Genomic DNA, 25,036 nt, shown 5'->3' with positions numbered 1-25,036 from the left:
AGCAATCCTCTGTGTGCTAACCGTGATTGATTATGGTCGGTATTAACGGCAATAGCCTTCGCCAGTGGCAACGACCAGGCAGTCTTTTTTATCTGCCAGCCACTTCAAACCGGTGGCGGCGCCATCGCCAGCGCGCAACAGCTGCGGGCCGTCGGGGCGGGTGAAGGCGATGCCGTCGTCAGTGGCCTCACCTTTGAACGTACCGGTGTCATCGGCGTCGAGGCCGTATTGCATGGTCAGCAGATAGTGGCCGCGGCCAATGCTGTCGTCTTTGGCGATGGTCAGGTGCAAGCCTTCGACACCGATCCACTTGCCGACCCATTTATCGGTGGGCGGGGTCTCGGGCACCAGGGTCGCTTGCACGGAAGCGGGCGCGGGCTTGGGGGCTTCTTTCGGGGCTTTATCGCAGGCAGCGAGCAGGGCGAGGGCAGACAGGGCAAAGAGGATTTTTTTCATAGCGGCAAGGCCTTGGTTAAAAAGTGTGCAACGCCGGGGCGAGCGTGCAGCGTTGGACTCGGATCCATCGATTTAGTGCGCTGTTCGCCCGGTGTTTGGTTATGCTCTTGGGGCAGACTCCGGCCCGGCTGCTAGATTACCGGGTTGAGCGCTACTTGGTTCAGTGCTCAGCGTCCCGCTCGCCACACAAGAGAATTCAATGACTGTCAGTACCCCGCTCTCCGGCGTCAACCATCCGTTCAAAGGCATCCTGCTGATTGTGCTGGCGACGTTTCTGTTCTCCAGCCACGACGCCTTGTCCAAATACCTGGCCGGGTTTTACCCGATCGTGATGGTGGTGTGGGCGCGTTACATGGTGCACACCTTGCTGATGGCCGGGATCTTCCTGCCGCAATCGGGCCTGCGCGTGTTGCGCAGCAAGCGGCCGGGCATGCAGGTGGTGCGGGCGTTATGCCTGTTGGGCACCAGCCTGTTCTTCACCACGGCGCTGCATTACATCCCCTTGGCCGAAGCCACGGCGGTGAACTTCCTGGCGCCGATCCTGGTGACGGCGCTGTCGGTACCGTTGCTGGGTGAGCACGTGACCCGTGGCCAGTGGCTGGCGGTGATCTGCGGGTTTATCGGCGTGGTGATCATCATCCACCCCGGCGGCGAGTTGTTTACCCCGGCGGTATTGCTGCCGCTGTGCTCGGCGTTGTTCTTCTGTTTCTACCAGTTGCTCACGCGCATCCTCAGCCAATACGACAGCCCGACCACCAGCAATTTCTTCGCCGGCCTGTGCAACACCCTGGTGATGAGTGCAATGGTGCCGTTCTTCTGGCAAGTGCCGACGCTGTGGCATGCGGTGATGATGCTGGCGCTGGGCACCTGCGGGATGACCGCGCACTTGATGCTCACCCAGGCGTTCCGCTTCGCGGCGCCGGCCTTGCTGGCGCCGTTTGGCTATTGCCAGATCGTGTTCGCGGGGTTGTTGGGCTGGCTGGTGTTCAGCCATACCCCCGATATGACCACGGTGGTGGGTATCGGGGTGATCTGCATGAGCGGGTTGGCCGCTGCCTGGCAGCAGCGGCGGCGTTAGTTAAACGTCTACGGTGGGGATCTTGCGCGGCGCCATGAAGTACATCCACACCAGGGCGATGAAGTACATCGCCGGGATCAGGGTGAACAAGATCGTGTAGTTGTTGTTGGTCACCGTGAGGATGTGGCCGACGATCTGGGTCATGAACATGCCGCCGATGGCCGCGCACATGCCGCCAAAGCCGAATACCGTGCTCATCATGTGCTTGGGCGTGTAGTCCATCACCAGGCTCCAGATGTTGGCGGTCCAGGCCTGGTGCGCGCCGATGGCCAGGGAGATGGCAAACACCGCGACCCACAGCTGGCTGGAGCCGGCCGCCATGATCACGCCGACGATGCAGCAGGCGAACAGCAGCATCGACAACAGCCGCGCCTTGATCGAATTCATGCCACGGCCAATCAGGAACGACGACAGGATCCCACCGCCCACGCTGCCAAAGTCGGCGGTGAGGTAAATGATGATCAGCGGAATGCCCATCTGCGTCACGTTGATGCCCAGGTTGTATTGCTGGTTCAAGAACGGCGGCAGCCAATACAGGTAGAACCAGAACACCGGCGCGGTGAGCGAGTAGGCGAGGGCGAAGGCCCAGGTGCCACGCATGCGCAGGATGCGGCTGAACGGCACACGGGGTTGTTCCGGTTCGACTTCCTGTTGCACGTAGTCCAATTCGGATTGTTTAACGGTGGGGTGGTCTTCCGGGTTGTAGTACTTCAAGCCCCAGAGCACCAGCCAAATACCGCCAAGTGCCGACATGCACAGGAACGCCGCCTGCCAGCCCCACACGTGCAGGATCAACGGCAGCAGCATCGGCGTCATCATTGCGCCGACGTTGGTGCCAGCGTTGAAGATGCCGGTGGCCACTGCACGTTCACCCGCTGGGAACCACAAGCGTGTGGTCTTGACGCAGGCCGGGTAGTTGGCGGCTTCGGTCAGCCCGAGAATAAACCGGCAGACCATAAAGCCGACTGCCGAAGTGGCCAGGCCATGGGCGCCGGTGGCTAGGCTCCACAGCAGCACGGCGCAGAAGAACACGCGCTTGACGCCAACCCGGTCGATCAGGCGGCCTTGCAGCACAAAGCCGATGGCGTAGCCGACCTGGAACCAGAAGTTGATGTTGGCGTAGTCCATCGCCGTCCAGCTCATTTCCTTGGCGAGGATCGGTTGCATCACGCCCAGGGCGGCGCGGTCGATGTAGTTCAAGGTGGTGGCGAAGAACACCAGGGCCAGCATGCCCCAGCGCGTTTTACCCACGGCCAGGGCACCGCGGATCTTGTCGCCGATACCGGCGTGCGGGTTGCCCGGGCGCGCGGCCAGGGCTGGATTTTGCAGAGGCATGAGGTTTGTACCCGTTTTTTGAAATTCTTATGGTGTGTTCTGGGTCTTTGTTACGTGAACGAATTGCCCGGTCGATGGTGCGCAGTGGTTAAAAAGTCGTCAATTCGCCAAAGGGGCTTAGTGTTCGATAATCGCACCAAAAACTAACCGGTTCGTACATTTTAATTGCTGCCTGTAGGCTGGGGGCGAATAATTTGCCACAAACAACAATTGCCGGGAGTCTTCCATGCAACGTTCTATTGCCACTGTGTCCTTGAGCGGCACCCTGCCGGAAAAACTCGAAGCCATTGCCGCCGCCGGGTTTGATGGGGTGGAGATCTTTGAGAACGACTTGTTGTATTACGACGGCAGCCCGCGCGAGGTTAGGCAGATGTGCGCCGACCTGGGCATCGCCATCACTCTGTTCCAGCCGTTTCGCGATTTCGAAGGCTGCCGCCGCGATCGCCTGGCGCGCAACCTGGAGCGCGCCGAACGCAAATTCGATTTGATGCAAGAGCTAGGCACCGACCTGGTGCTGGTGTGCAGTAACGCCTCGGCCGACAGCGTGGGCGACGAACGTATTCTGCTCGATGACCTGAGCCTGCTGGCCGAACACGCGGGCAAGCGCGGCCTGCGCATCGGCTATGAAGCCCTGGCCTGGGGCAAGCATGTGAACACCTGGCAGCAGGTGTGGAACCTGGTGCGCCAAGTCGACCACCCAAGCCTCGGTGTGTTGCTCGACAGCTTCCACACCTTGTCGCTCAAGGGCGACCCGAGTGCCATCGCCCAGATCCCGGGCGACAAGATTTTCTTCGTGCAGATGGCCGACGCGCCGATCCTGGCCATGGATGTGCTGGAGTGGAGCCGGCATTTCCGTTGCTTCCCAGGCCAGGGCGAATTTGACCTGGCGGGCTTTCTTGCGCCGATCATCAAAAGTGGCTACAGCGGGCCCTTGTCCCTGGAAATTTTCAACGATGGTTTCCGCGCCGCGCCCACCCGCGCGAATGCGGCGGATGGCTTGCGCTCGTTGCTGTACCTGGAAGAGAAAACCCGCCAGCGCCTGGCGCAAGAAGCGCCCGCTGCGCCAGTGGACATTCTGTTTGAAACCCCGGCGGCCAGCGAGTACGACGGTATCGAGTTCCTGGAGTTTGCCGTGGATGAAAGCCTCGGTGCCAAGCTGAGCAATTGGCTGGAGCGCCTGGGTTTCGCCAAGGCCGGCCAGCATCGCTCGAAGAATGTGAGCCTGTTGCGCCAGGGCGATATCAACCTGATCCTCAACTGCGAACCCTATTCCTTTGCCCATAACTTTTTCGAGGCCCATGGCCCGTCGTTGTGTGCCACGGCGGTGCGGGTCAAGGACAGTGCCAAGGCCCTGGAGCGGGCGGTGGCTTATAAAGGCCAGCCTTACCGCGGCCTGGTCGGCCCCAACGAGCTGGAATTGGCCGCCGTGCGGGCGCCGGATGGCAGCCTGATTTACCTGGTCGATCCCAGCGAAGGCGGGCTTTACGACACCGATTTCAACCTGCAAACGGCCGCACTCGCCAGCGGCGGCTTGCTGCGCATCGACCATATGGCCATGGCGCTGCCGGCCGACAGCCTCGACAGTTGGGTGTTGTTCTACAAAAGCCTGCTGGATTTCGAAGCCGATGACGAAGTGGTGCTGCCCGACCCTTACGGCCTGGTGAAAAGCCGGGCGTTGCGCAGCCGTTGCAGCTCGATCCGCCTGCCGCTGAATATCTCCGAAAACCGCAACACCGCGATTTCCCACGCGCTCTCCAGCTATCGCGGTTCGGGCGTGCACCATATTGCGTTTGATTGCGCGGACATTTTTGCTGAAGTACGCCGGGCCAAGGAAGCCGGTGTGCCGCTGCTGGATATCCCACTCAACTACTACGACGACCTGGCGGCGCGCTTCGATTTTGACGATGAGTTCCTCAGCGAGCTGGCGTACTACAACGTGCTGTACGACCGCGACGCCCAGGGCGGTGAGCTGTTTCATGTGTACACCGAACCGTTCGAAGGGCGGTTTTTCTTCGAGATCATCCAGCGTAAGCACGGCTATGCCGGCTACGGCGCAGCCAACGTGGCGGTGCGTCTGGCGGCGATGGCCAAGTCACGCAGCGGTGCGGCGCGCCAGGCCCGTTTATAAGGGCAGGGCGGGTGCTTCCTTCGGGGAGCGCCTCGGCCCATAATCGGGCCTGCCCAAGCAATCGCCGTGAGCGCAACATGACCCTGACCCCTGACCTCTGCGCTGTGTCAGACACACCGCGCAAGAGTCGCAAGAACAATCCGGAAAAGACCCGCGAAAATATTCTGCAAGAAGCTATTGTCGAGTTTGTTCAGCAGGGCCTGGCCGGCGCACGCGTGGACGCCATCGCCGAGCGCATCCATACCTCCAAGCGCATGATCTATTACTACTTCGGCAGCAAGGAGCAGCTATACGTCGAGGTGCTGGAGAAGCTCTACGGCGATATCCGCAACACCGAAACGCGCATGAACCTCACGGCTCTGGAGCCGCGTGAGGCGATTCGCCGGTTGGTGGAGTTCACCTTCGATCACCACGACCAGAACGTGGATTTCGTGCGCATCGTCAGCATCGAAAATATCCACAACGCCGAGTACGTCAAGCGCACCGAGACCATCAAGGCGATGAACAGCAAAATCCTCGAAGGGCTGGGGGAGACCTTGCGCCGCGGGGCTGAGTTGGGGCTGTTTCGCGAAGGGCTGGAGCCGCTGGATGTGCACTTGCTGATCAACTCGTTCAGCTTTTATCGGGTGTCCAACCGGCACACCTTCAGCGAGATTTTCCAGATCGAGCTGTCGGATGAGGCGATCAAGCAGCGCCATCGGGAGATGATTTGCGAGTCGGTGTTGCGCTACCTGCAAGCCTGAGAACTGATCGTTCCCACGCTCTGCGTGGGAATGCCGACATGGACGCTCTGCGTCTGCTGTCAAAGTCGTGACGCGGAGCGTCACGGGAGGCGTTTCCACGCAGAGCGTGGGAACGATCATGATGGGGTTGCATCCCTAGGTATTCATGCTCTGGAAATGCGCCAGCATCCTGTTTGCATCCGCCACTTCGCCGCTGAACAACTCAAACGCCTTCACCGCCTGAAACACCGCCATATTGCCGCCGTCCAGGGTACGGCAACCCAAGGCGCGAGCGTCACGCAGCAGTTGGGTTTCCAGTGGGAAGTACACGATTTCCGCTACCCACAATTCGGCCCGCAATAACTGCGCTGGCACCGGCGTGCCAGGCAACTTGGCCATGCCCATCGGCGTGGTGTTCACCAGGCCATCGGCCTCGGCCATGGCGTTTTCCAAGTGGCTGCCAACCTGAGCGCGACCGATGCCGAAATGCTCGGTGAGGTTATCCACCAGGTCCTGGGCACGGGCGCTGTCGACGTCGAAGAGGCTCAGTTGCTCCACACCCTCGGCCAGCAGTGCATGGGCCACCGCCGCACCCGCGCCACCGGTACCCATCTGTACCACGCGGTGGCGTGGCACGTTGTGCAAGTTGCGTCGAAAACCTTCGGCGAACCCCAGGCAGTCGGTGTTATGGCCGATGCGCTTGCCGTCCTTGAACACCACGGTATTGACCGCGCCAATGCCCCGGGCCTCATCGGAGAGTTCATCGAGCAGCGGCAGGATCGCCTGCTTGCACGGGTAGGTAATGTTCAGCCCAGTGAAGTGCATCAGCTCGGCGGCCCGCAGGAGTTCCGGCAGGGCGCTGAGGTCCAGATGCAGCGGCTCCAGGTCGATCAGGCGATACAGGTAGCGCAAGCCCTGGGCGTCGCCTTCCTGTTCGTGCAGTGCCGGGGTGCGTGAGGCCTGGATACCGGCTCCGATCAGGCCGGCGAGAATGCGTGGTTTCATCAGGTGCGTCCCTTCAGCGTATGGCTGAAATGTTCCAGGGCCAGGTGGTAGCCATGGCTGCCAAACCCGGCCAACACGGCCTTGGCGATTGGCGACACAAACGAGTGATGACGAAAGGCTTCACGGGCGTGCACGTTGGATAAATGCACTTCGATCACCGGCACTTCACTGGCCACCAGGGCATCGCGGATCGCGACCGAGGTGTGGGTCCAGGCCGCCGGGTTGATCACGATACCGGCGCAGCGGTTGCGGGCGGCGTGGATCCAGTCGAGCAATTCGCCCTCGTGGTTGGTCTGGCGAAATTCGATGGTCAGCCCGAGTTTGTCGGCGCTGCGCCCACACAGGGCGGCAATGTCGGCCAGGGTTTCATGGCCATAAGTGGCAGGCTCGCGGGTGCCGAGCAGGTTGAGGTTGGGGCCGTTGAGCACCAGCACGATGGGCGGCATAGAGGCTTCTCCACAGTTCTTATTGGTTGTGGAGTCAAAATGTACTGGTTGGTTAATTTGGTCAATGGATGGCTGCGGATCTGTTCGGTGATCGAACGTTTAATCAAGGCAAACGCTAGGCTCAATCGGATTAGATATCAATTGAAAATCATTCTCGACAACGCTTAAGATGCCCGCCTGTTTCCTCAACATTCCAGGGAGTCGGTTTGTCGGACGTGGATCTCAAGGGCCTGTTTCTCAAGCACGCCGATACGCTGCGCGGGTATCTGGCCCGCAGAGTACGGGACCCGCAATTGGCCGCAGACCTGGTGCAGGAGAGCTTCCTGCGCCTGGCAGAAAAACCGGCCGGTGAGCGTATCGACAACTCCCAGGGTTATCTCTATCGAACGGCGAGCAATCTGCTGATCGACCATATTCGCCAGGAAGCACGGCGCAAGACCGACACCGTGCCCCACGAGGCGCTGGCCGAGATTGAAGATGACGTGGCCGGGTTGGAGGCTCAGGCAATGGCGCAGCAACAGCGGCAGGCATTGAAGCAGGCGCTTTCGGAATTGCCGGCGCGCACCCAGCAGATTTTCCGCTTGAACCGTATCGAAGGCATGACCCACGCTCAGGTCGCCCGGCATCTGGACATCAGCGACAGCAGCGTGCAAAAGCATCTGGCCAAGGCCCTGGCCTATGTGATGCAGCGCTTGCAGGAAGGCGAGGTGACGCCATCCGACGAATGAATTACCGAAAAACGCCAGGCCAGACGTCACAGCGTCTATATAACGAGAATTCGAGATTCACACGTGAATAGCCAGGGACCGCAACAGCACAGCATTACCGAGGCGGCCGCCGAGTGGGCGGTGCGCCTGCACGCCGGTGCCTTGAGCGAACAGGAACAAGCCGAACTGCGCCAGTGGATCGCCCGCGACAGCCGCCACGAAGCGGCCCTGCGGTTTGCCGAGCAGACCTGGGCGGCGCTGGGCGAGGTGCACACGGACGAGGCTGTACACCGACAGCGCCCGCCCGCGCCCGCTATACCCTTGCGCCGCGCCAAACGTCGAAGGCCGTGGCAACGTGCGGCCGCCGTGGCGCTGGTGCTGGTGGCGGCGGGCATCGGCTGGGTACGCGGGCCGGATGCCTTGCTGCGCTTGCAGGCCGACTACGTCACCCACAAAGGCGAAGTGCGCACGGTGCACCTGGCCGATGGCAGCGTGGTGGAGCTGGATTCCGATAGCGCCATTCGCCTTGAGTACGACGGCGTACAGCGCGGCGTCAGCCTGCTCCAGGGCGCGGCGATTTTTCAGGTGGCACCGATGGCCGGCGAAGAAACCCGACCGTTCGTGGTGCACAGTGCCGGCGGCCAGACCCGGGCGCTGGGCACACGGTTTGTGGTCGAACGTGAACGCGAGAGCCAGGCCTGGGTCGGTGTGCTGCAACACAGCGTCGAAGTCTCAGTGCCGGCGTCACTCAGAAACGGCCCTGCCGAGCAGGTCCTGCAACCGGGCCAGGCTGCGCGCTACAGCCCCCAGGATGGGGTGGTCAGCCTGGATCAGTTTGATGTGGATCGCGCCACCAGTTGGCGCCGTGGTGTGTTGATCTTCGACCGGCAGCCGCTGGCCAAGGTCATCGAGCAACTCAACCGTTACCGCCCCGGGCGGGTGGTGTTGGCCAACGCAGACCTGGGCGAGCGCGAAGTCAGCGGCGTCTTCCGCCTGGACATGCTCGACAGCGCCCTGGCCACCCTGACCCAAGAGCTTCAAGTGCAACGCCTGGAGCTGGCTGGCCTCAGCCTGATCTACTGACCTTCCCCCGTTAAAAACCGATGCCCCTGTAGGCGCGAGCTCGCTCGCGAAAATACCCAGGGCACCGCGTTTTCGTTGACGTTCTTCGCGAGCAAGCTCGCTCCTGCAAAAAATATTACTGACTTCCCGCGCCTCGCACGTCTTGCTAGGTGAGAAGTATTCGCATAAACAAAAAATGCTCAGCGCAGGGATCACCACCAATGTCAGCACTCACCAAGGGGCGTACCACCGGCAGCCGCTTAGCCCTGGCCATTCACCTGGGGTTGTCCGCCGTGGCCGTACCGGCCTATGCGCAGCCTCCAGCTGCCACGGCTCAGTCCGCCGTGTTGACGTTCGATATCCCTGCGCAATCCCTCGGCAGTGCGGTGCTGGCCTTCGCTGACCAGGCCGGCCTGCAAGTGTTGTTCGACAGCCAGCGCCTGCACGGGCTGAGCAGCACCGCGCTCAAGGGGCGCTTTGACGTGCAGGAAGGCTTGGGCCGCCTGCTGGGTGCCGCCCCGGTGGAGTATCGCTTTACCGGCGATCGCCAGGTCACCCTGACTCGGGTGGAACAACAAGCCGGTGCCCTGGCCTTGGCCACCACCACGGTCACCGGCCTGCACCCGCAGGATTGGGTGTATTCAACGCCGCGCGCGGTGAGTGTGGTGGGGCGCGAACAGCTGGATCGCAACCCGCCGCGTCATGCCGCCGAGATGCTGGAAGAGGCGCCGGGCGTCTACTCCGCCGTCAGCCAGCAAGACCCAGGGTTGTCGGTGAATATCCGCGGTATCCAGGACTATGGCCGGGTCAATATGTCGGTCGATGGCATGCGCCAGAATTACCAGCAAAGTGGTCACCAGCAACGCAATGGCACGCTGTATGTCGACCCGGAGTTGCTGTCCGAGGTGGTGATCGAAAAGGGCGCGACCTCCACCCAGGGCGGTGCGGGGGTGATTGGCGGGGTGGCCAATTTCCGCACCCTGGAAGCCGCTGACCTGCTCAAGGATGGCAAGCAAATCGGCGGGCGCATTCGGCTCACCTCGGGGCTGGGTGGGCGCAGCAACGGCACGCACTTTATCGGCAGTTCGGCGTTTGCCGTGGGCACCGATGTCTGGGACATGCTGGTGGCCGCCAGCGAGCGTCACCTCGGCGACTACAACCCCGGCACCCGGGGCAGCATTGGCGAGTTGCGTAGCGGCGCGGCGTACATGCCGGCCAGTGAGGAGCGGATCAAGAACACCACCGTTGCCTATTCGGGCTCGGTGATGCGTTCACGCTTGCTCAAGCTGGGGCTCAATCTTCCGGTTGAGCAGCGCCTGCAACTGAGCTACCTGGTCACCGAGGTCGACTACGACGACGTCAATATGATGACCGCCGAAAAGCCCCAGTTATGGGAAAAGCTCGGCAGCAGCAACGTCAAGGCGCAGAACTTCGCGCTCGATTACAGCTATGCGCCAGACAACCCGCTGATCGACTTCAAGGCCAAGCTCTACCATGTAGATACCCGCAACGACCAATCCACCCTGGCCCGGGGTATCAGCAAGGCGTACGACGTCACCTATCAAACCAATACCTACGGCGCGCAGGCGCAGAACATCTCGACCTTTGCCCTGACGGAACTGGCCACCCTCAAGGCCAATTATGGGTTGGAGTTTTTCTACGACAAGGTCCGGCCGGACTCCAACCAGGGGGTAGAGGCGGGCTCGGCGCTGACGGCCTCGGCGGCGGAGAGCATCACGCCCAAAGGTGATCGCGCCATGGGCAGCCTGTTCGGGCGCCTGGACTTCGACTACGACGGTTGGCTGAACCTTAACGCCGGCTTGCGTTATGACCGTTATCGGCTGCGCGGCGATACCGGTTTGAACACCCGTACCTTCATCATCGGCACCACTCGCCAGATCAGTGTGCCCACCACTTATGATGTGGATCGCGAGGAGGGCCGTTTTTCGCCGACGTTTGGCTTGTCGGTCAAGCCGGGTGTGGACTGGCTGCAACTCTTCGCCACCTATGGCAAGGGTTGGCGCCCGCCGGCAGTGACCGAAACCATGGTCAGCGGCCGGCCCCACGGCGGCGGTTCGGAGTCGATTTTCCCCAACCCTTACCTGAAGCCGGAGCGGTCCACGGCGTGGGAAGTCGGCTTCAATGTGCTCAAGGAAGACCTGCTGTTTTCCGATGATCGCATGGGCATGAAGGTGTCCTACTTCAACACCCGGGTCGATGACTTTTCCTATATGGCCCTGGGCGTGCAGCCGCCGGGTTATGGCAACGTCAATATCGGCAGTGCGGCCTATGTGAACAACCTGGAGACCACGCGTTTTCGGGGGCTTGAATACCAACTCGATTACGACGCCGGTTTTGCCTACGGCCAGTTCAACTACACGCGCATGCTTGGCAGCAATCAGTTCTGCAGCAAAACCGCGTGGCTGGGTGGCGTGACCAAGACCCAGAAACGCCCGGGTAACCGTGCCCCGGTGGACGCGATGGTGCCGGACGACGCAGCCAATGCCGGCGTGGGTTGCAGCGCGATCCTCGGCTCCTCCGAACACATGCCCATGGACCGCGGCACCGCCACGCTGGGCGCGCGGTTCTTTGAGCGCAAGCTGGACGTGGGTGTGCGTGCCCGCTACAGCGCCGGCTACTACGTCAAGGGCGCCGCCGGGGTAACCACCTCGCAAACCGGCGTCTACCCCGCTGACTGGAAGCCCTACACCGTCTACGACCTGTATGGCAGCTACCGCGCCACCGACCAATTGACCCTGCGCCTGGCCATGGAAAACGTCACCGACCGCGCCTACCTGGTGCCGCTCGGGGATGTGCTGGCCTTCACCCTGGGCCGTGGGCGCACCGTGCAGGGCACCGTTGAATATCAGTTCTGACCGCTTTTGCCCTGTGACGGGCAAAACCACAGCAGGCACCGGCTTGCTGGGGAGTGACCACCCAATGACTTGGAGTTTTGCATGAGCATTTCTATTTCATACAGCACGACCTACGCCGCCAGCACCGTCGCCCAATACCTGAACGACTGGTCGGCTTACTTTGGTGATCTCAACCACCGTGAAGGTTCGGTGAAAGAGGGTGTGAACACCGGTGGTTTCAACCCGGGGCCGTTCGACGGCACCCAATATGGCGTGACAAGCAGCGTCAGCGATGCGGCGGTGGTGGCTGAAGGCAGCCTGCATTACACCCTGTTCAATCCGCCGACCCACACGCTGTGGGGTTCGCTCGACGGCCTGACCCTGGGCGATACCCTCGCCGGCGGCGCGAGCAGCGGTGGCTACACCATCGCCAACCAGGAAGTCAGCTTCACCAACCTGGGCCTGTCGAGCCTGCAATCCGAAGGCCGCGATGGCCAGGTGCACAAAATCGTGTACGGCCTGATGAGTGGCGACAGTTCGGCGCTGGCCTCGGCCATCGACACCCTGCTCAAGGGCATCGACCCAAGCCTGTCGGTCAACTCCACCTTCGATCAACTGGCCGCTGCCGGTGTGGCCCATCAGGAGCCCGCTGCATTTGCAGCTGCCGATGTGGGGCTGGTGGGTATTCAGGACGCGCCGCACGACTTCGCCCTGGCCGCCTGATGCAAAAAAGCCGATGAAAGATCGCTCTTTCATCGGCCTTGCTCGAACACCGTCGCCGCCCGAGTGCTTGCAGGCCAGGGCGGCGGCGGCTGCAAATTCTGTGGGCGCGCCACAGGTGCTGTCAACGCACCGGGCGGGCCCTTGCTTGACTCTTCAATGGGATGCCCTTCATGACTCGGCCCGGTGCCAAGCGCGCGAATGAGATGCTGGCTGCACTCACCGCCTATAAAAGCGCCTTCTTTAACATTGGCCTGTTCTCGGCGGTGATCAACCTGCTGATGCTGGCCCCGGCGCTGTACATGTTGCAGGTGTACGACCGCGTATTGGCCTCGGGCAACCAGATGACCCTGCTGATGCTGACGCTGATGATCCTCGGCCTCTTCGGCTTGATGGGCGCGCTGGAGTGGGTGCGCAGCCAGGTGGTGATTCGCCTCGGCACGCAGATGGACATGTGCTTGAACCAGCGTGTATTCGACGCCGCCTATGAAGCCCAACTCAAGGGTGGCACCCAAGCGGCGGGCCAGGCCCTGCACGACCTGACCACCTTGCGCCAGTTCGCCACCGGCCAGGCGTTGTTCGCCTTTTTCGATGCGCCGTGGTTTCCGGTGTACCTGCTGGTGATCTTCCTGTTCCACCCCTGGCTGGGCCTGCTGGCATTGGGTGGGGCGTTGCTTCTGATCGCATTGGCCTGGGCTAATCATTATGTCAGCCAGGCACCGATGGCCCTGGCCAGCCAACTGTCGATCAGCGCCAGCCAGCAGGCCACGGCCAACCTGCGCAATGCCGACACCATTGAAGCCATGGGCATGCTCGCTACCTTGCGCGGCCGTTGGTTCAGCCAGCATCAGGCGTTTCTGGTGCAGCAGAACCTGGCGAGTGAAAAGACCGCGATGGTCACCGCGTGGTCCAAGGGCGTGCGCCTGGCTCTGCAATCACTGGTGCTGGGCTTGGGCGCATGGCTGGCGGTGCAGGGCGATATCACCCCGGGGATGATGATTGCCGGCTCGATCCTGATGGGACGTGTGCTCAGCCCCATCGACCAGTTGATCGGCGTGTGGAAACAATGGGGTTCGGCGCGCCTGGCCTATGAGCGCTTGTCGCTGATGCTGCAGGACAACCCGGCGCGGCCGGTGCGCATGAGCCTGCCCGTGCCCAAGGGCCAGGTGAGCGTGGAGCAGATCAGCGCCTGCGCGCCCGGCAGCCGACGTCCGGCGTTGGCAAACCTGGGTTTCAGCCTGCCGGCGGGGGATGTACTCGGTGTTATCGGCCCGTCGGGGTGCGGCAAGTCCACCCTGGCCAGGGTGCTGGTGGGGGCCTGGGCACCCTTGGCCGGCAAGGTGCGCCTTGATGGCGCCGACCTGGCCCTGTGGGACAAGCAACAACTCGGCCCGCATATCGGTTACCTGCCTCAGGACATCCAGTTATTCGCCGGCAGCATCGCGCAGAACATCGCGCGTTTTGAAGCGGTGGAGGCCGATACCGTCCTCGCCGCCGCGCAGATGGCTGGCGTGCATGAGTTGATCCTGCAACTGCCCCAGGGCTACGACACGCAACTGGGGGAGGGCGGCGCGGGCTTGTCCGGCGGGCAAAAGCAACGGGTGGCCCTGGCGCGTGCGCTGTATGGGTTACCGGCACTGATCGTGCTGGACGAACCGAACGCCAACCTCGACGAAGTGGGCGAACAGGCGTTGTTGCAGGCCATTGCCCAGCTCAAGCAGCAGCGCCGCACCTTGATCCTGATTACCCACAAACCCAACGTGCTGAGCCTCACCGACCAGTTGCTGATCCTCAAGGACGGCCAGATGCAGGCCTTCGGCCCCACGGCGCGAGTGCTGGAGGCGCGGCAAAAAACTGCGGCAAACAAACCGGTCTCGACCATGAGCATGAGCTACCGCCTCGGTGCAGGAAAACCCGCATGAGCCAGAGCAAGCCCATTTTGCTCAGTGACCCGTCTAACGTGCTGGCGCTGGATGACAAAAAATACTCACGCCTGGGTTGGTGGCTGGTGCTCGGCGGCTTTGCCGGGTTCCTCGGCTGGGCGGCATTGGCTCCGCTGGACAAGGGCGTGGCGGTGCCGGGCAAGGTCATGGTGTCGGGGCATCGCAAGACGGTGCAGCACCCGGCGGGCGGGATCATCGAGCGTATCCAGGTGCGTGACGGTGACCGGGTCAGCGCGGGCCAGGTGCTGTTGCGTTTGAAGCAAACCCCGTTGCGCGGGCAGATGCAGTCATTGCGCAGCCAATACCTGGCGTCGCTGGCCAGCGAAGCGCGCTTGAGTGCCGAGAGTGAAGGCTTGCAGACCATTGTGTTTAGCCCCGAGCTGCTGGCCGATCCCGACGCCGCGAACACCCTGAGCCTGCAACGCCAGCTATTCAACAGCCGTGCCCAGGCACTGGCTACCGAACAGGCGGGCCTGCGTGAAACTATCGCTGGCTTTGAAGCGCAGTTGCGCGGCACGCGGGCCTCCCAGGCAAGCAAGGTTTTGCAGCGCGCGGCGTTGAATGAGCAGCTTCAGGGGCTGCGCGAGTTGGCGCGTGAGGGTTATATCCCGCGCAATCGCCTGCTCGACAGCGAGCGGCTGTACGCGCAAATCGACGGTGCCATCGCTGAGGATTTTGGCCGTATCGGCCAGTTGCAGCGCCAGGTACTGGAACTGCGCCTGCGCATCCGTCAGTTGGGTGAAGATTTTCAGAAGGACCTGCGCAGCCAGTTGGCCGAGACCCGCACCCGCAGCGACGACTTGCGCAATCGCCTGGCCTCTGCCGAATTCGAACTTGCCAACAGCCTGGTCCGCGCACCGGCGTCCGGCGTGGTGGTGGGGCTGCAGGTGTACACCGAAGGCGGGGTGATTCAACCCGGCCAGACGCTGATGGACATCGTGCCCGAAGGCGAGCCACTGCTGGTGGAAGCACGGGTGCCGGTGCAGATGATCGACAAGGTGCACCCAGGCTTGCCGGTTGAATTGATGTTCTCGGCGTTCAACCAGTCCACTACGCCACGGGTGGCGGGCGAAGTCACCTTGGTCTCGGCCGATCGCCAGGTCGATGAGCGCACCGATGAACCGTATTACACGCTACGGGCCCAGGTCAGTGCGGCGGGCATGCAGCAACTGCACGGCGTGCAGATCCGCCCGGGCATGCCAGTGGAAACCTTCGTCAAGACCGGTGAGCGTTCGATGCTCAACTACCTGTTCAAACCCTTGCTGGATCGCACCCATATGGCCCTGGTGGAAGAATGAAGGCGTTGTTGTTCACCCTCTGTTTAAGCTGTACACCGGCGGCGCACGCCCTGGGGTTGTTGGATGTGTATGACTTGGCGCTGCGCAACGATCCAACCTTTCAAGCGGCGATTCAGGAGCGGGAGGCCGGGCAAGAAAACCGCGTGATCGGGCGGGCGGCATTGCTGCCGAACCTGTCATGGAGCTACAACAACTCGCGCAATGAGTCCGAAGTCACCCAGAGCACGGCGCTGGGTAACGTTACCAGCGACCGCAATTACCGCAGCTACGCCTCGGCCCTGACCTTGCAGCAACCGCTGCTCGATTACGAAGCCTATGCGCGTTTTCGCCAAGGCACCGCCCAGGCGTTGATGGCCGATGAGCGTTTTCGCGGCAAGAGCCAGGAGCTGGCCGTGCGGGTGCTGGGCGCCTACAGCCAGGCATTGCTGGCACAAGAGCGCATCGAATTGAGCCGTGCCCAGAAACGAGCGTTTGCCGAGCGCCTGCAACTCAATGACCGCTTGCTCAAAGGCGGTGAAGGCACGCGTACCGATGTGCTCGAAACCCAGGCGCGACTGAGCCTGGCCCAGGCCGAAGAGATCGAAGCCGTGGATGCCCAGGACAGTGCCTTGCGTGAGTTGGAAGCCATTGTTGGCCAGCCGCTGCAAATCGAAGAACTGGCGCCCCTGGCGCGCCCATTCGAGATCGCGCCGCTTGAGCCCAACCGATTCGAAACCTGGCGTGAACTGGCCATGGCCAACAACCCTGAACTCAAGTCCCAGCACCACGCGCTCGACGTGGCCTCTTATGAAGTGGAGCGCAAGCGCGCCGGGCATTTGCCCAAGGTCAGCCTGTACGCCACCAGCCGCAAGACCCATTCCGATTCAGAAAGCAGCTACAACCAGAAGTACGACACCAACAGCGTCGGCATCCAGGTCAGCCTGCCGCTGTTTGCCGGTGGCTCGGTCTCGGCCTCCACCCGTCAGGCGGCCAACCAACTGTCCCAGGCCCAATACGAGCTGGACGCGCAAACCGCTGCCACGTTGGTGGAGTTGCGCAAGCAATTCAACCTCAACACCAGCGGCGCAGCCAAGGTGCGGGCCTATGAAATGGCAGTCAGATCCGCCACGGCACTGGTCACCGCCACCCAAAAAAGCGTCAGTGGCGGCGAGCGGGTCAACCTCGACGTCCTCGACGCCGAACAACAGCTGTTCACCGCCCGGCGTGATCTGGCCAATGCCCGGCATGCCTACCTGCTGGCGCGTATTCAGTTGAAGTATTACGCGGGGTTGCTGAGCGAGCAGGACTTGCGGGCGCTGGCCGGGTATTTCCAACCCTCGGCATGAGTGGTTACAACCCGGCATTCGCCGGGTTTTTTGTGGTGACTAATCTGTGAAACAGCTTCGGGAATAGGAGCCGGTTGTCGGGTGGCAGAGGGAAATTGTTACCTGGCGGAAAATAACCTAACGGATGGGTTACGATGAGAGTAGGCGCTTACAAAGGCTATGTCATTTCGGTGTTTATCAGGGATGAGCATTGCCCGCCCCATGTGCATGTCAGGGGCAAGGGATGGGATGCGCGGTTTCGTTTCAGTTTCCTGGATGGGGAAGTTGAGTTGTGGGACGTAGAGCCTGAACGGAGGCGGCCGCCCATAGCACTTCTGAAGGAGATACACGGGGCGATCATGCAGCGGCACTACTTGGCGCGGGCACGCAGGATCTGGTGGGAAAAACTGCAGACGGTTTGCCTGGAGAATCATTCCTGGAATTGGGACGCTGGCGAGTTGGTCCCGGGGTTGGTCATTCGACAAGGTGTCTACGTCATCGCGAGCGCCAGGCACGACGTCGTAGCGCAACGGACAATTTTGAATCTGGTAAGAGCGCCAGATTGCGTGGGGATTAATTTATGAAAATCATAAAAGCCAAAGTCACACCTTATGTACCTCTCACTGAAGCCGACGTTGACAAGGCAATCGCCCGTGGGCGCAAGTTGAAACGCCTGTACGCCAACGCCAGCAACGTACGTTATGAAAACGACTGCCTCTCCATTGGCTTCAGCGATGGCAGCCGCGTCGTGTTGCCGGTGGCTGGCCTGCCGGAGTTCGAAGGGTTTTCAGCGAAGGATTTCCAGCAGTTGGAAGTGACGTTCGGTGGCAAGGCGATTAGCTGTGAGGCGCAGGACCTGGATGTTTCGATCACAGGGTTGATCGCTACAAGCCAGCCGCTGATGGACCTGGCAACCAGCCTGGTGGCATCGCGCAATGGCCGCAAAAGCAGCGCGGCCAAATCCGCAGCGGCTCGCGCCAATGGCAAGAAGGGTGGCCGGCCACGCAAGGAAGCCCCGCAGCCCCCAGAGACAACAGACACTTGAATAAACTGCAGGAGCGAGCTTGCTCGCGAAAAACCCACAGGCACCGCGTTCATCCAGGAAGCACGCGTTATCGTTGACGTTTTTCGCGAGCAAGCTCGCGCCTACCTTGCAGGTTTATCGGCGGGTCAGCAACACACCCGATTCCATATGGTGCGTCCACGGGAACTGGTCAAACATTGCGCACTGGGTAATCCGGTGCGTGTCGTGCAGTTGCGCGATGTTCGCCGCCAGCGTCTCCGGGTTGCAGGAGATGTACAGGATGTTGTCGAAGCGCCGGGTCAGCTCGCAAGTGTCCGGGTCCATGCCAGCGCGGGGCGGGTCGACGAAGACGCTACCGAACTCGTAGCTTTTCAGGTCGATGCCGTGCAGGCGGCGGAACGGGCGCACTTCATTCAGGGCTTGGGTGAGTTCTTCGGCGGAGAGGCGCACCAGGGTGACGTTATCCACGCCATTCTCATCCAGGTTGCTCAGGGCCGCATTCACCGAGGTCTTGCTGATCTCGGTGGCCAGCACCTTGCGCACGCGGGTCGCCAGCGGCAGGGTGAAGTTGCCGTTGCCGCAATACAGCTCCAGCAAATCGTCCGGGCGGTCGCCCAGCGCTTCATAGGCCCAGTTGAGCATCTTCTGGTTCACCGTGCCGTTGGGCTGGGTGAACGCGCCTTCGGGTTGGCGGTAGCTGAAGGTGCGGCCACCGACGTCGAGTTTTTCCACCACATAGTCATGGCCGATCACATCGCGCTTGCCCTTGGAGCGGCCGATGATGCTCACATTCAGCTCAGCGGCCAATTTGTTTGCGGCGCTGTGCCAGTGCTCATCCAGCGGGCGGTGATAACACAGGGTGATCATCGCGTCGCCGGCCAGGGTGGTGAGGAACTCCACCTGGAACAGCTTGTGGCTCAGGGCAGCGCTGGCTTGCCAGGCGGCCTTGAGTTGCGGCATCAACTGGTTGATGCGCTGGCTGGCGATGGGGAATTCTTCGATGAGGATCGGCGTGCGCTTGTCCTCCTGGGAGAACATCGCGTAGTGGCGCTCGCCGCCTTCGCGCCACATGCGGAACTCCGCACGCAGGCGAAAGTGCTGCAGCGGCGAGTCAAAGACCTGCGGTTCGGGCGCGTCGAACGGTGCCAACAGGTCACGCAGGCGCGTGACCTTGTCTTGCAGTTGAGCGGTGTAGCTTGCGGCGTCGAAAGTCATGCGTTGAACCAGCCCAGCTTGATCACAAACAGGATCGACAGGATCACCAGTGCCGGGTTCAGCTCACGGTAGCGGCCCGAAAGCAGCTTGATGGCGGTCCAGGCGATGAAACCGAAGGCGATGCCGTTGGCGATGGAGTAAGTGAAGGGCATCGCCAGGGCGGTGATCACCACCGGCGCTGCCACCGTAATGTCGTCCCAGTCGATTTCGGCCAGGCCCTGGCTCATCAGCACCGCCACAAACAGCAAGGCTGGCGCGGTGGCATAGGCCGGTACGCTGGCGGCCAATGGCGAGAAGAACAGCGCCAGCAAAAACAGGATCGCGACCACGATGGCGGTCAAGCCGGTACGGCCACCGGCGCTCACGCCTGCGGCCGATTCGATGTAGCTGGTGGTGGTCGAGGTACCCAGCAGGGAACCGGCCATGGCAGCGGTACTGTCGGCAATCAGCGCACGGCCCATTTTCGGCATATGGCCGTCCTTGCCCATCAGGCCGGCGCGCTTGGCGACGCCGATCAGGGTGCCTGAGTTGTCGAACAGGTCCACGAACAGGAAGGCGAAGATCACGCTGACCAGGCCGATGTCCAGCGCGCCCTTGATGTCCAGCTGCAGGAAGGTCGGCGCCAGGGACGGCGGTACCGAGGTCACGCCGATGAACGGCGTGAAGCCCAGGACGATGGAGGCAACGGTCACCGCCAGGATGCCGATCAGCACCGCGCCGCGTACGGCCAGAGCCTCCAGCGCGACGATCAGCACGAAGCCCAGGGTGGCCAGGATCGGCGCCGGTTGTTTCAGGTCGCCCAGGCCGACCATAGTGGCTGGGTTGCTCACCACGATACCGGCGTTATGCAGGGCGATCAGCGCCAGGAACAGGCCGATGCCGGCAGCAATCGCCGAGCGCAGCGGCAGCGGGATGGCATTGATGATCCACTCACGAATGCGGAAGATCGACAGCAGGAAAAACAGCACCGCCGAAATGAATACCGCGCCCAGCGCCACCTGCCAGGTGTGGCCCATGTGCAGAACCACGGTGTAGGTGAAGAAGGCGTTGAGGCCCATGCCCGGTGCCAGGGCAATCGGGTAGTTGGCGATCAGGCCCATCACGGTCGAACCGATGGCCGCCGCCAGGCAGGTGGCAACAAACACCGCGCCCTTGTCCATGCCGGTCTCGCCGAGGATGCTCGGGTTCACGAACAGGATGTAGGCCATGGCCAGAAAGGTGGTGATCCCCGCGAGAATCTCGGTGCGCACATTGGTGTTGTGGGCTTTGAGTTGAAACAGCTTTTCCAGCATGCCGGCTCCCTGTGACGCTAGTGTGCGTCGTGATTTGTTGACCTCTAAGTCAAAGCACAAACTGCGCCAAACGCTTGTGGTTTCAGAGAGGATCGGAAAAAGCGGCGCATCATACCAGCAGCCGAGGCTGTGTGGCGCATGGGCTTGAGGCATACTGCGCCGACGTTCAACAGCCGGTCATCGACAGCATGAAAAAAGCCAACCCGTGGAGTCTAGCTCTGATCGTCAGTATCAGCCTGTGGCTGGGCGCGGCACCGGCATGGGGCGCGGCTGCACCGGCCTTGAGCGAGGTGCGGGTGTTCAAGGTGGAATCGGCCAAGTGCAGCGAAGCGATCCCGGAGCGGGTCAACACTACCCAGATGTGCGAGCACCGCGGGCCCACCCAGGTCTCGGTGATGGAAGTTGGCCTGGGCAACAGCCCCATGGGCCGCTTCAACGGCGCAGAGTTGAATGGGCAACGCACAGCGGTGTGCCAGGTCGGCAACATCAGTGAGGCGTGCAACGGCGTCGGCACCTTGATGGGCTACATCTATGTGTTCGACCTGAACGTCCAGGCCCAGGGCTGGTTCGAATTCACCAATACCTCGATCAACCCGCCGCAAAACACCCTGAAAGCCCAGCTCAATATCCGCTGATCAATCATCTTGAACGCTCAAAAAACCGGGAAGTCGTACCCCTAAGACGGCGATTTTCCAGAACGCCGCGGACGTACACCAACCCGTGAGGTGTTTATGAGCGCGACCCCCAATGGCGCGGCGGCCCAGCCGTTCGTCACCCACCCGATACGCCTGACACTCAACGGCCAGGCTCGCCAACTGAACGTGTTGCCCTGGACCACCTTGCTGGACTTGCTGCGCGAGCAGTTGGACCTGGTGGGCAGCAAAAAAGGCTGCGACCACGGCCAGTGCGGCGCTTGCACCGTGTTGCGTGACGGCAAACGCGTGAATGCCTGCCTGACCCTGGCCGTGATGTGCGACGGCGCCGAATTGATCACCATCGAAGGCCTGGCCGACGGCGACCAACTGCACCCCATGCAACAGGCCTTTATCCAGCACGACGCTTTCCAGTGCGGCTATTGCACCCCCGGCCAGATCTGTTCTGCCGTGGGCCTGGCCAATGAAGGCCGCGCCCACGACCGTGCGCAGATCCAGGAATTGATGAGCGGCAACCTGTGCCGCTGCGGTGCCTACAACAACATCCGCGATGCCATCGAAGACGCGCTGCCGGCCTGCCGTCGCCAGGGAGGTGAGTCATGAATCCCTTCCACTACAGCAGGCCGACCGATGTGCAGCAGGCCGTACAGCTGAGCAGTGCCGCCTCACGCTTTATCGCCGGTGGCACCAACCTGCTGGACCTGATGAAAGAAAACATCAGCCATCCCGAGCACCTGATCGACATCAACGGCTTGCCGCTGCATGACATTCAAGAGACCGCCGAGGGTGGCCTGCGTATCGGTGCGCTGGTGAGCAACGCCGACCTGGCCTGGCACCCGCTCATTGAGCAGCGTTACCCGTTGCTGTCCCAGGCCATCCTCGCCGGGGCGTCGCCGCAGTTACGCAACATGGCCAGTACCGGCGGCAACCTGTTGCAGCGCACCCGTTGCTATTACTTCTACGACGCCGCGGTGCCGTGCAACAAGCGCCAGCCCGGCAGTGGCTGCCCGGCGCGCAACGGCTTGAACCGTATCCATGCGATCCTCGGCGCCAGTGAGCAGTGCGTGGCCACCCATCCATCGGACATGTGCGTGGCCCTCGCGGCGCTTGCAGCGCGGGTGCATGTAGAGGGACGTGGCGGTGCGCGGGTGATCGAGTTCGCCGACTTCCATCGCTTGCCAGGCGATGCGCCGCAACGTGACAACCAATTGGCCGACGATGAGCTGATCACGGCCATTGAGCTGCCCGCCGATCACCTGGCCCGCCACAGCCATTACCTGAAAATCCGTGACCGTGCCTCCTATGCCTTCGCCCTGGTTTCGGTGGCCGCCGCCTTGGAGCTGGACGGTGATGAAATCATCGACGCCCGCCTGGCCCTCGGCGGTGTGGCGCATAAACCCTGGCGTGACCGCGCAGTGGAAGCCTTGCTGATCGGCCGCACGGTCAGCCGCGAAACCTTCAGCGCCGCCGCCGACGCCCTGCTGCAAGACGCCGAACCGTTGGAACACAACGGCTTCAAGGTCAAGCTGGCGCGACGCGCAATCATTCGTGCCCTGAGCGACGCCGCCGTCGCAGGAGAACAGCCATGAGCGCCATCGGTAAACCCCTGGACCGTGTCGACGGTCTGCTCAAGGTCACCGGCCAAGCACGCTACGCCGGTGAATTTCCCGAGGACGGCCTGCTGCATGGCAGCGTGGTGTCGAGCACTATCGCCAAAGGCCGAGTGCTGCGCATCGATGCGTCCAAGGCGTTGGCGTTGCCGGGTGTGGTGGACGTGATCCATCACCTCAATCGGCCGAAAATCGCCAGCTATGATGAGGCGTTCGCCGATGCCGATGCGGCCGATGGCTCGCCTTTTCGCCCGCTGTATAACGACCGCGTACTCTACAGTGGCCAGCCCCTGGCCTTGGTGATTGCCGATAACCTCGAACTGGCGCGGCACGCTGGCTCGCTGGTGCAGATCGACTACGCGCCTGAAGCCTTCGAAACCGACCTGCTCACCCAGCAAGCGGCGGCGCACCCGTCGCCCCAGACCCCACCCAAACCGCGAGGCAACTTCGAGGCTGAATGGGCCGGTGCCGCAATCAGTCTGGACTTGCACTACAGCACGCCCATCGAGCACCACAACCCGATGGAGCCCCACGCCAGCACCGTGCTGTATCAGCCCGACGGCACCCTGCATATTCACGACAAGACCCAGGGCCCGCAGAACTGCCAGGCCTATGTGCAAAAAGTCTTCGGCCTGGATAAGAACCAGGTGCGCATCTTCGCTGCCTTTGTCGGGGGCGCCTTCGGTTCGGGCTTGCGCCCGCAATACCAATTGCCGCTCGCGGTGATGGCGGCCATGGCGCTCAAGCGTTCGGTGCGGGTCACCCTGACGCGCCAGCAGATGTTCACCTTCGGCTATCGTCCGCGCACCTTGCAGCGTTTGCAGATGGGCGCCGCCGCCAATGGGCGCTTGCTGGCGCTGGGGCATACCGCGATTGGCCAGACGTCGCGCTTCGAAGATTTCAGCGAGCACGTGGTGGAGTGGAGCGGCATGCTCTATCACTGCGACAACGTGCAGCTGACCTACAAGCTGGCGCCGTTGGATGTGTTTACCCCGCTGGATATGCGTGCTCCCGGTGCAGCACTTGGCGTGCTTGGCCTGGAGTGCGCCATGGACGAACTGGCCTGCGCCCTGGCCATCGATCCGGTGCAATTGCGCCTGATCAACTACGCCGAACGTAACCAGAACGAAGACAAACCCTGGTCGAGCAAGGCCCTGCGCGAGTGCTACAGCGAAGGCGCCGAACGCTTCGGCTGGCACCAACGCAACCCGGAACCGCGCAGCATGCGTGACGGCCGCCAGTTGATCGGCTGGGGCATGGCCGGCGGCGTGTGGGAAGCCATGCAGATGAAAGCCAGCGCCAAGGCGCGCCTCGACGCGGACGGCAAGCTCACCGTCAGCAGCGCCACCACCGACATTGGCACCGGCACCTACACCGTGATGACCCAGATTGCCTCCCAGGCCAGTGGCGTGGCGATGGCTGACGTGCGCTTTGTGCTGGGCGATTCGTCGTTGCCCACTGCGCCGTTGCAGGGCGGCTCGTTTACCGTCTCGTCCGTCGGCACTGCCGTGCAGCAAGCGTGCGAAGCGCTGAATGCCAGGTTACTGAAGATCGCCCGCCAGACTTACCCGGTATTCAAGGATGCCGATTCGGTTCGGTTTGAAGACGGCCAGCTACACAGCGGTGATGTGAGCGTGTCGTTGGCGCAATTGGTCAAGGACAGCGGTGAAGACACCCTGGAGGTACAGATCGACAGCCAGCCTGACAAGAAGCGCGAGGGTTATGCCAGCGCTACTCACTCGGCGGTGTTCGTCGAAGTGCGGGTGGACGAAGACCTGGGCACCATCAAGGTCAGCCGTGTGGTCAGCGCCATTGCCGCTGGGCGCGTGGTCAACCCCAAGATGGCCCGCAGCCAGATCCTCGGCGGCGTGGTGTGGGGCATTGGCATGGCCCTGCATGAAGAGACCCAGGTGGACCATGAGCTGGGGCGCTACATGAACCACAGCCTGGCCGAGTACCACATCCCGGTGAACGCCGATATTGGCGAGATTGACGTGCTGTTTGTCGAAGAGCACGACGAGATCGTCAATGCGCTCGGGTCCAAGGGCGTGGGGGAAATCGGCATTGTCGGGGTGGCGGCGGCGGTGGCGAATGCGGTTTACCACGCCACCGGCAAGCGGGTGCGGGAGTTTCCGATTACCTTGGATAAGGTGTTGTAGCGCAAACCGTCAGGTCAATGAAGT

22 protein-coding genes are annotated in these 25,036 nt (G+C 62.1%); 16 read left to right on the top strand and 6 right to left on the bottom strand.

Annotated features, from left to right (window positions below; all coding sequences use genetic code 11):
* Positions 1 to 42: 42 nt before the first annotated feature.
* Positions 43 to 456: a lipoprotein gene (locus E1K68_RS24040; RefSeq protein WP_003194371.1), complete on the bottom strand. Its 414-nt coding sequence runs from the start codon at positions 454 to 456 to the stop codon at positions 43 to 45.
* Positions 457 to 655: 199 nt separating this feature from the next.
* Here E1K68_RS24040 and E1K68_RS24035 point away from each other — a divergent pair, with 199 nt between their 5' ends.
* Positions 656 to 1,534: a DMT family transporter gene (locus E1K68_RS24035; protein ID WP_003194370.1), complete on the top strand. Its 879-nt coding sequence runs from the start codon at positions 656 to 658 to the stop codon at positions 1,532 to 1,534.
* On the opposite strand, the gene E1K68_RS24030 is transcribed toward E1K68_RS24035, so the two are convergent.
* Positions 1,535 to 2,869, bottom strand: a complete 1,335-nt coding sequence (locus tag E1K68_RS24030; RefSeq protein ID WP_003194368.1) for an MFS transporter — start codon at positions 2,867 to 2,869, stop codon at positions 1,535 to 1,537.
* 226 nt (positions 2,870 to 3,095) lie between these two features.
* Here E1K68_RS24030 and quiC point away from each other — a divergent pair, with 226 nt between their 5' ends.
* Together quiC and E1K68_RS24020 are read left to right on the top strand one after the other, a co-directional pair.
* Positions 3,096 to 4,997: a 3-dehydroshikimate dehydratase QuiC gene (gene quiC, locus E1K68_RS24025; RefSeq protein WP_003194367.1), complete on the top strand. Its 1,902-nt coding sequence runs from the start codon at positions 3,096 to 3,098 to the stop codon at positions 4,995 to 4,997.
* 77 nt (positions 4,998 to 5,074) lie between these two features.
* Positions 5,075 to 5,740, top strand: a complete 666-nt coding sequence (locus tag E1K68_RS24020) for a TetR/AcrR family transcriptional regulator (protein ID WP_003194364.1) — start codon at positions 5,075 to 5,077, stop codon at positions 5,738 to 5,740.
* A 135-nt stretch (positions 5,741 to 5,875) separates the two neighbouring features.
* Here E1K68_RS24020 and E1K68_RS24015 read toward each other — a convergent pair whose 3' ends face one another.
* Positions 5,876 to 6,727, bottom strand: a complete 852-nt coding sequence (locus E1K68_RS24015; RefSeq protein WP_212614926.1) for a shikimate dehydrogenase — start codon at positions 6,725 to 6,727, stop codon at positions 5,876 to 5,878.
* Positions 6,724 to 7,170 carry a type II 3-dehydroquinate dehydratase gene (gene aroQ / locus E1K68_RS24010; protein WP_003194361.1) on the bottom strand — a complete coding sequence of 149 codons (447 nt, stop codon included), beginning with the start codon at positions 7,168 to 7,170 and terminating at the stop codon, positions 6,724 to 6,726. Before aroQ ends, E1K68_RS24015 begins: the two co-directional genes overlap by 4 nt.
* A gap of 206 nt (positions 7,171 to 7,376) precedes the next feature.
* Here aroQ and E1K68_RS24005 point away from each other — a divergent pair, with 206 nt between their 5' ends.
* The 9 genes from E1K68_RS24005 to E1K68_RS23965 all read left to right on the top strand — a co-directional run bounded on the left by E1K68_RS24005 (position 7,377) and on the right by E1K68_RS23965 (position 18,104).
* A complete protein-coding gene (locus E1K68_RS24005; protein ID WP_003194359.1) occupies positions 7,377 to 7,898 on the top strand; it encodes an RNA polymerase sigma factor in 522 nt (173 codons plus the stop codon).
* 63 nt (positions 7,899 to 7,961) lie between these two features.
* Complete coding sequence (locus E1K68_RS24000) at positions 7,962 to 8,960, top strand: FecR family protein (protein WP_212614753.1); 999 nt, start codon at positions 7,962 to 7,964, stop codon at positions 8,958 to 8,960.
* Between the two features lie 200 nt (positions 8,961 to 9,160).
* Positions 9,161 to 11,815 carry a TonB-dependent receptor gene (locus E1K68_RS23995; RefSeq protein WP_120248799.1) on the top strand — a complete coding sequence of 885 codons (2,655 nt, stop codon included), beginning with the start codon at positions 9,161 to 9,163 and terminating at the stop codon, positions 11,813 to 11,815.
* 81 nt (positions 11,816 to 11,896) lie between these two features.
* Positions 11,897 to 12,517, top strand: coding sequence for a heme acquisition protein HasA (locus E1K68_RS23990; RefSeq protein WP_003194354.1), 621 nt, complete (start codon positions 11,897 to 11,899; stop codon positions 12,515 to 12,517).
* Positions 12,518 to 12,687: 170 nt separating this feature from the next.
* Entirely contained in the window at positions 12,688 to 14,436 is a 1,749-nt protein-coding gene (locus E1K68_RS23985) for a type I secretion system permease/ATPase (RefSeq protein ID WP_120248840.1), read from the top strand.
* Positions 14,433 to 15,755 (top strand): HlyD family type I secretion periplasmic adaptor subunit, encoded by a 1,323-nt coding sequence (locus tag E1K68_RS23980; RefSeq protein ID WP_094774570.1) that lies wholly within the window; start codon positions 14,433 to 14,435, stop codon positions 15,753 to 15,755. The genes E1K68_RS23985 and E1K68_RS23980 overlap by 4 nt, the downstream gene beginning before the upstream one ends.
* A complete protein-coding gene (locus E1K68_RS23975) occupies positions 15,752 to 17,080 on the top strand; it encodes a TolC family outer membrane protein (RefSeq protein WP_003194347.1) in 1,329 nt (442 codons plus the stop codon). The genes E1K68_RS23980 and E1K68_RS23975 overlap by 4 nt, the downstream gene beginning before the upstream one ends.
* Positions 17,081 to 17,214: 134 nt before the next feature.
* A complete protein-coding gene (locus E1K68_RS23970; protein ID WP_032900884.1) occupies positions 17,215 to 17,643 on the top strand; it encodes a DUF4160 domain-containing protein in 429 nt (142 codons plus the stop codon).
* Complete coding sequence (locus E1K68_RS23965) at positions 17,640 to 18,104, top strand: DUF2442 domain-containing protein (RefSeq protein ID WP_120248800.1); 465 nt, start codon at positions 17,640 to 17,642, stop codon at positions 18,102 to 18,104. Before E1K68_RS23970 ends, E1K68_RS23965 begins: the two co-directional genes overlap by 4 nt.
* A 114-nt stretch (positions 18,105 to 18,218) precedes the next feature.
* Here E1K68_RS23965 and trmA read toward each other — a convergent pair whose 3' ends face one another.
* Together trmA and E1K68_RS23955 are read right to left on the bottom strand one after the other, a co-directional pair.
* Entirely contained in the window at positions 18,219 to 19,298 is a 1,080-nt protein-coding gene (gene trmA / locus E1K68_RS23960) for a tRNA (uridine(54)-C5)-methyltransferase TrmA (protein WP_212614752.1), read from the bottom strand.
* On the bottom strand, positions 19,295 to 20,590 hold the full coding sequence (locus E1K68_RS23955; RefSeq protein WP_003194342.1) for an NCS2 family permease: 1,296 nt from the start codon (positions 20,588 to 20,590) through the stop codon (positions 19,295 to 19,297). The genes trmA and E1K68_RS23955 overlap by 4 nt, the downstream gene beginning before the upstream one ends.
* A 188-nt stretch (positions 20,591 to 20,778) precedes the next feature.
* Here E1K68_RS23955 and E1K68_RS23950 point away from each other — a divergent pair, with 188 nt between their 5' ends.
* From E1K68_RS23950 to E1K68_RS23935, 4 genes are all read left to right on the top strand, one after another.
* Entirely contained in the window at positions 20,779 to 21,225 is a 447-nt protein-coding gene (locus E1K68_RS23950) for a DUF4879 domain-containing protein (protein WP_003194340.1), read from the top strand.
* A gap of 96 nt (positions 21,226 to 21,321) precedes the next feature.
* Positions 21,322 to 21,846, top strand: a complete 525-nt coding sequence (locus E1K68_RS23945) for a (2Fe-2S)-binding protein (RefSeq protein WP_003194338.1) — start codon at positions 21,322 to 21,324, stop codon at positions 21,844 to 21,846.
* Positions 21,843 to 22,832: a xanthine dehydrogenase family protein subunit M gene (locus E1K68_RS23940; protein WP_212614751.1), complete on the top strand. Its 990-nt coding sequence runs from the start codon at positions 21,843 to 21,845 to the stop codon at positions 22,830 to 22,832. Before E1K68_RS23945 ends, E1K68_RS23940 begins: the two co-directional genes overlap by 4 nt.
* Entirely contained in the window at positions 22,829 to 25,012 is a 2,184-nt protein-coding gene (locus E1K68_RS23935) for a xanthine dehydrogenase family protein molybdopterin-binding subunit (protein ID WP_212614750.1), read from the top strand. The genes E1K68_RS23940 and E1K68_RS23935 overlap by 4 nt, the downstream gene beginning before the upstream one ends.
* Positions 25,013 to 25,036: the final 24 nt, after the last annotated feature.

It is taken from the genome of Pseudomonas sp. B2021, from assembly GCF_018135665.1.
GTDB lineage: Bacteria > Pseudomonadota > Gammaproteobacteria > Pseudomonadales > Pseudomonadaceae > Aquipseudomonas > Aquipseudomonas lactis.
Note: the sequence above shows the minus strand (reverse complement) of the source record. Positions and strands in the feature narration are given on the sequence as shown.

Bases quoted from the DNA above. Each gene is read 5' to 3' on its own strand.
- E1K68_RS24040 (WP_003194371.1), bottom strand. From the start codon at position 456: ATGAAAAAAATCCTCTTTGCCCTGTCTGCCCTCGCCCTGCTCGCTGCC.
- E1K68_RS24035 (WP_003194370.1), top strand. From the start codon at position 656: ATGACTGTCAGTACCCCGCTCTCCGGCGTCAACCATCCGTTCAAAGGC.
- E1K68_RS24030 (WP_003194368.1), bottom strand. From the start codon at position 2,869: ATGCCTCTGCAAAATCCAGCCCTGGCCGCGCGCCCGGGCAACCCGCAC.
- quiC (WP_003194367.1), top strand. From the start codon at position 3,096: ATGCAACGTTCTATTGCCACTGTGTCCTTGAGCGGCACCCTGCCGGAA.
- E1K68_RS24020 (WP_003194364.1), top strand. From the start codon at position 5,075: ATGACCCTGACCCCTGACCTCTGCGCTGTGTCAGACACACCGCGCAAG.
- aroQ (WP_003194361.1), bottom strand. From the start codon at position 7,170: ATGCCGCCCATCGTGCTGGTGCTCAACGGCCCCAACCTCAACCTGCTC.
- E1K68_RS23995 (WP_120248799.1), top strand. From the start codon at position 9,161: ATGTCAGCACTCACCAAGGGGCGTACCACCGGCAGCCGCTTAGCCCTG.
- E1K68_RS23990 (WP_003194354.1), top strand. From the start codon at position 11,897: ATGAGCATTTCTATTTCATACAGCACGACCTACGCCGCCAGCACCGTC.
- E1K68_RS23985 (WP_120248840.1), top strand. From the start codon at position 12,688: ATGACTCGGCCCGGTGCCAAGCGCGCGAATGAGATGCTGGCTGCACTC.
- E1K68_RS23980 (WP_094774570.1), top strand. From the start codon at position 14,433: ATGAGCCAGAGCAAGCCCATTTTGCTCAGTGACCCGTCTAACGTGCTG.
- E1K68_RS23975 (WP_003194347.1), top strand. From the start codon at position 15,752: ATGAAGGCGTTGTTGTTCACCCTCTGTTTAAGCTGTACACCGGCGGCG.
- E1K68_RS23970 (WP_032900884.1), top strand. From the start codon at position 17,215: ATGAGAGTAGGCGCTTACAAAGGCTATGTCATTTCGGTGTTTATCAGG.
- E1K68_RS23965 (WP_120248800.1), top strand. From the start codon at position 17,640: ATGAAAATCATAAAAGCCAAAGTCACACCTTATGTACCTCTCACTGAA.
- trmA (WP_212614752.1), bottom strand. From the start codon at position 19,298: ATGACTTTCGACGCCGCAAGCTACACCGCTCAACTGCAAGACAAGGTC.
- E1K68_RS23955 (WP_003194342.1), bottom strand. From the start codon at position 20,590: ATGCTGGAAAAGCTGTTTCAACTCAAAGCCCACAACACCAATGTGCGC.
- E1K68_RS23950 (WP_003194340.1), top strand. From the start codon at position 20,779: ATGAAAAAAGCCAACCCGTGGAGTCTAGCTCTGATCGTCAGTATCAGC.
- E1K68_RS23945 (WP_003194338.1), top strand. From the start codon at position 21,322: ATGAGCGCGACCCCCAATGGCGCGGCGGCCCAGCCGTTCGTCACCCAC.
- E1K68_RS23940 (WP_212614751.1), top strand. From the start codon at position 21,843: ATGAATCCCTTCCACTACAGCAGGCCGACCGATGTGCAGCAGGCCGTA.
- E1K68_RS23935 (WP_212614750.1), top strand. From the start codon at position 22,829: ATGAGCGCCATCGGTAAACCCCTGGACCGTGTCGACGGTCTGCTCAAG.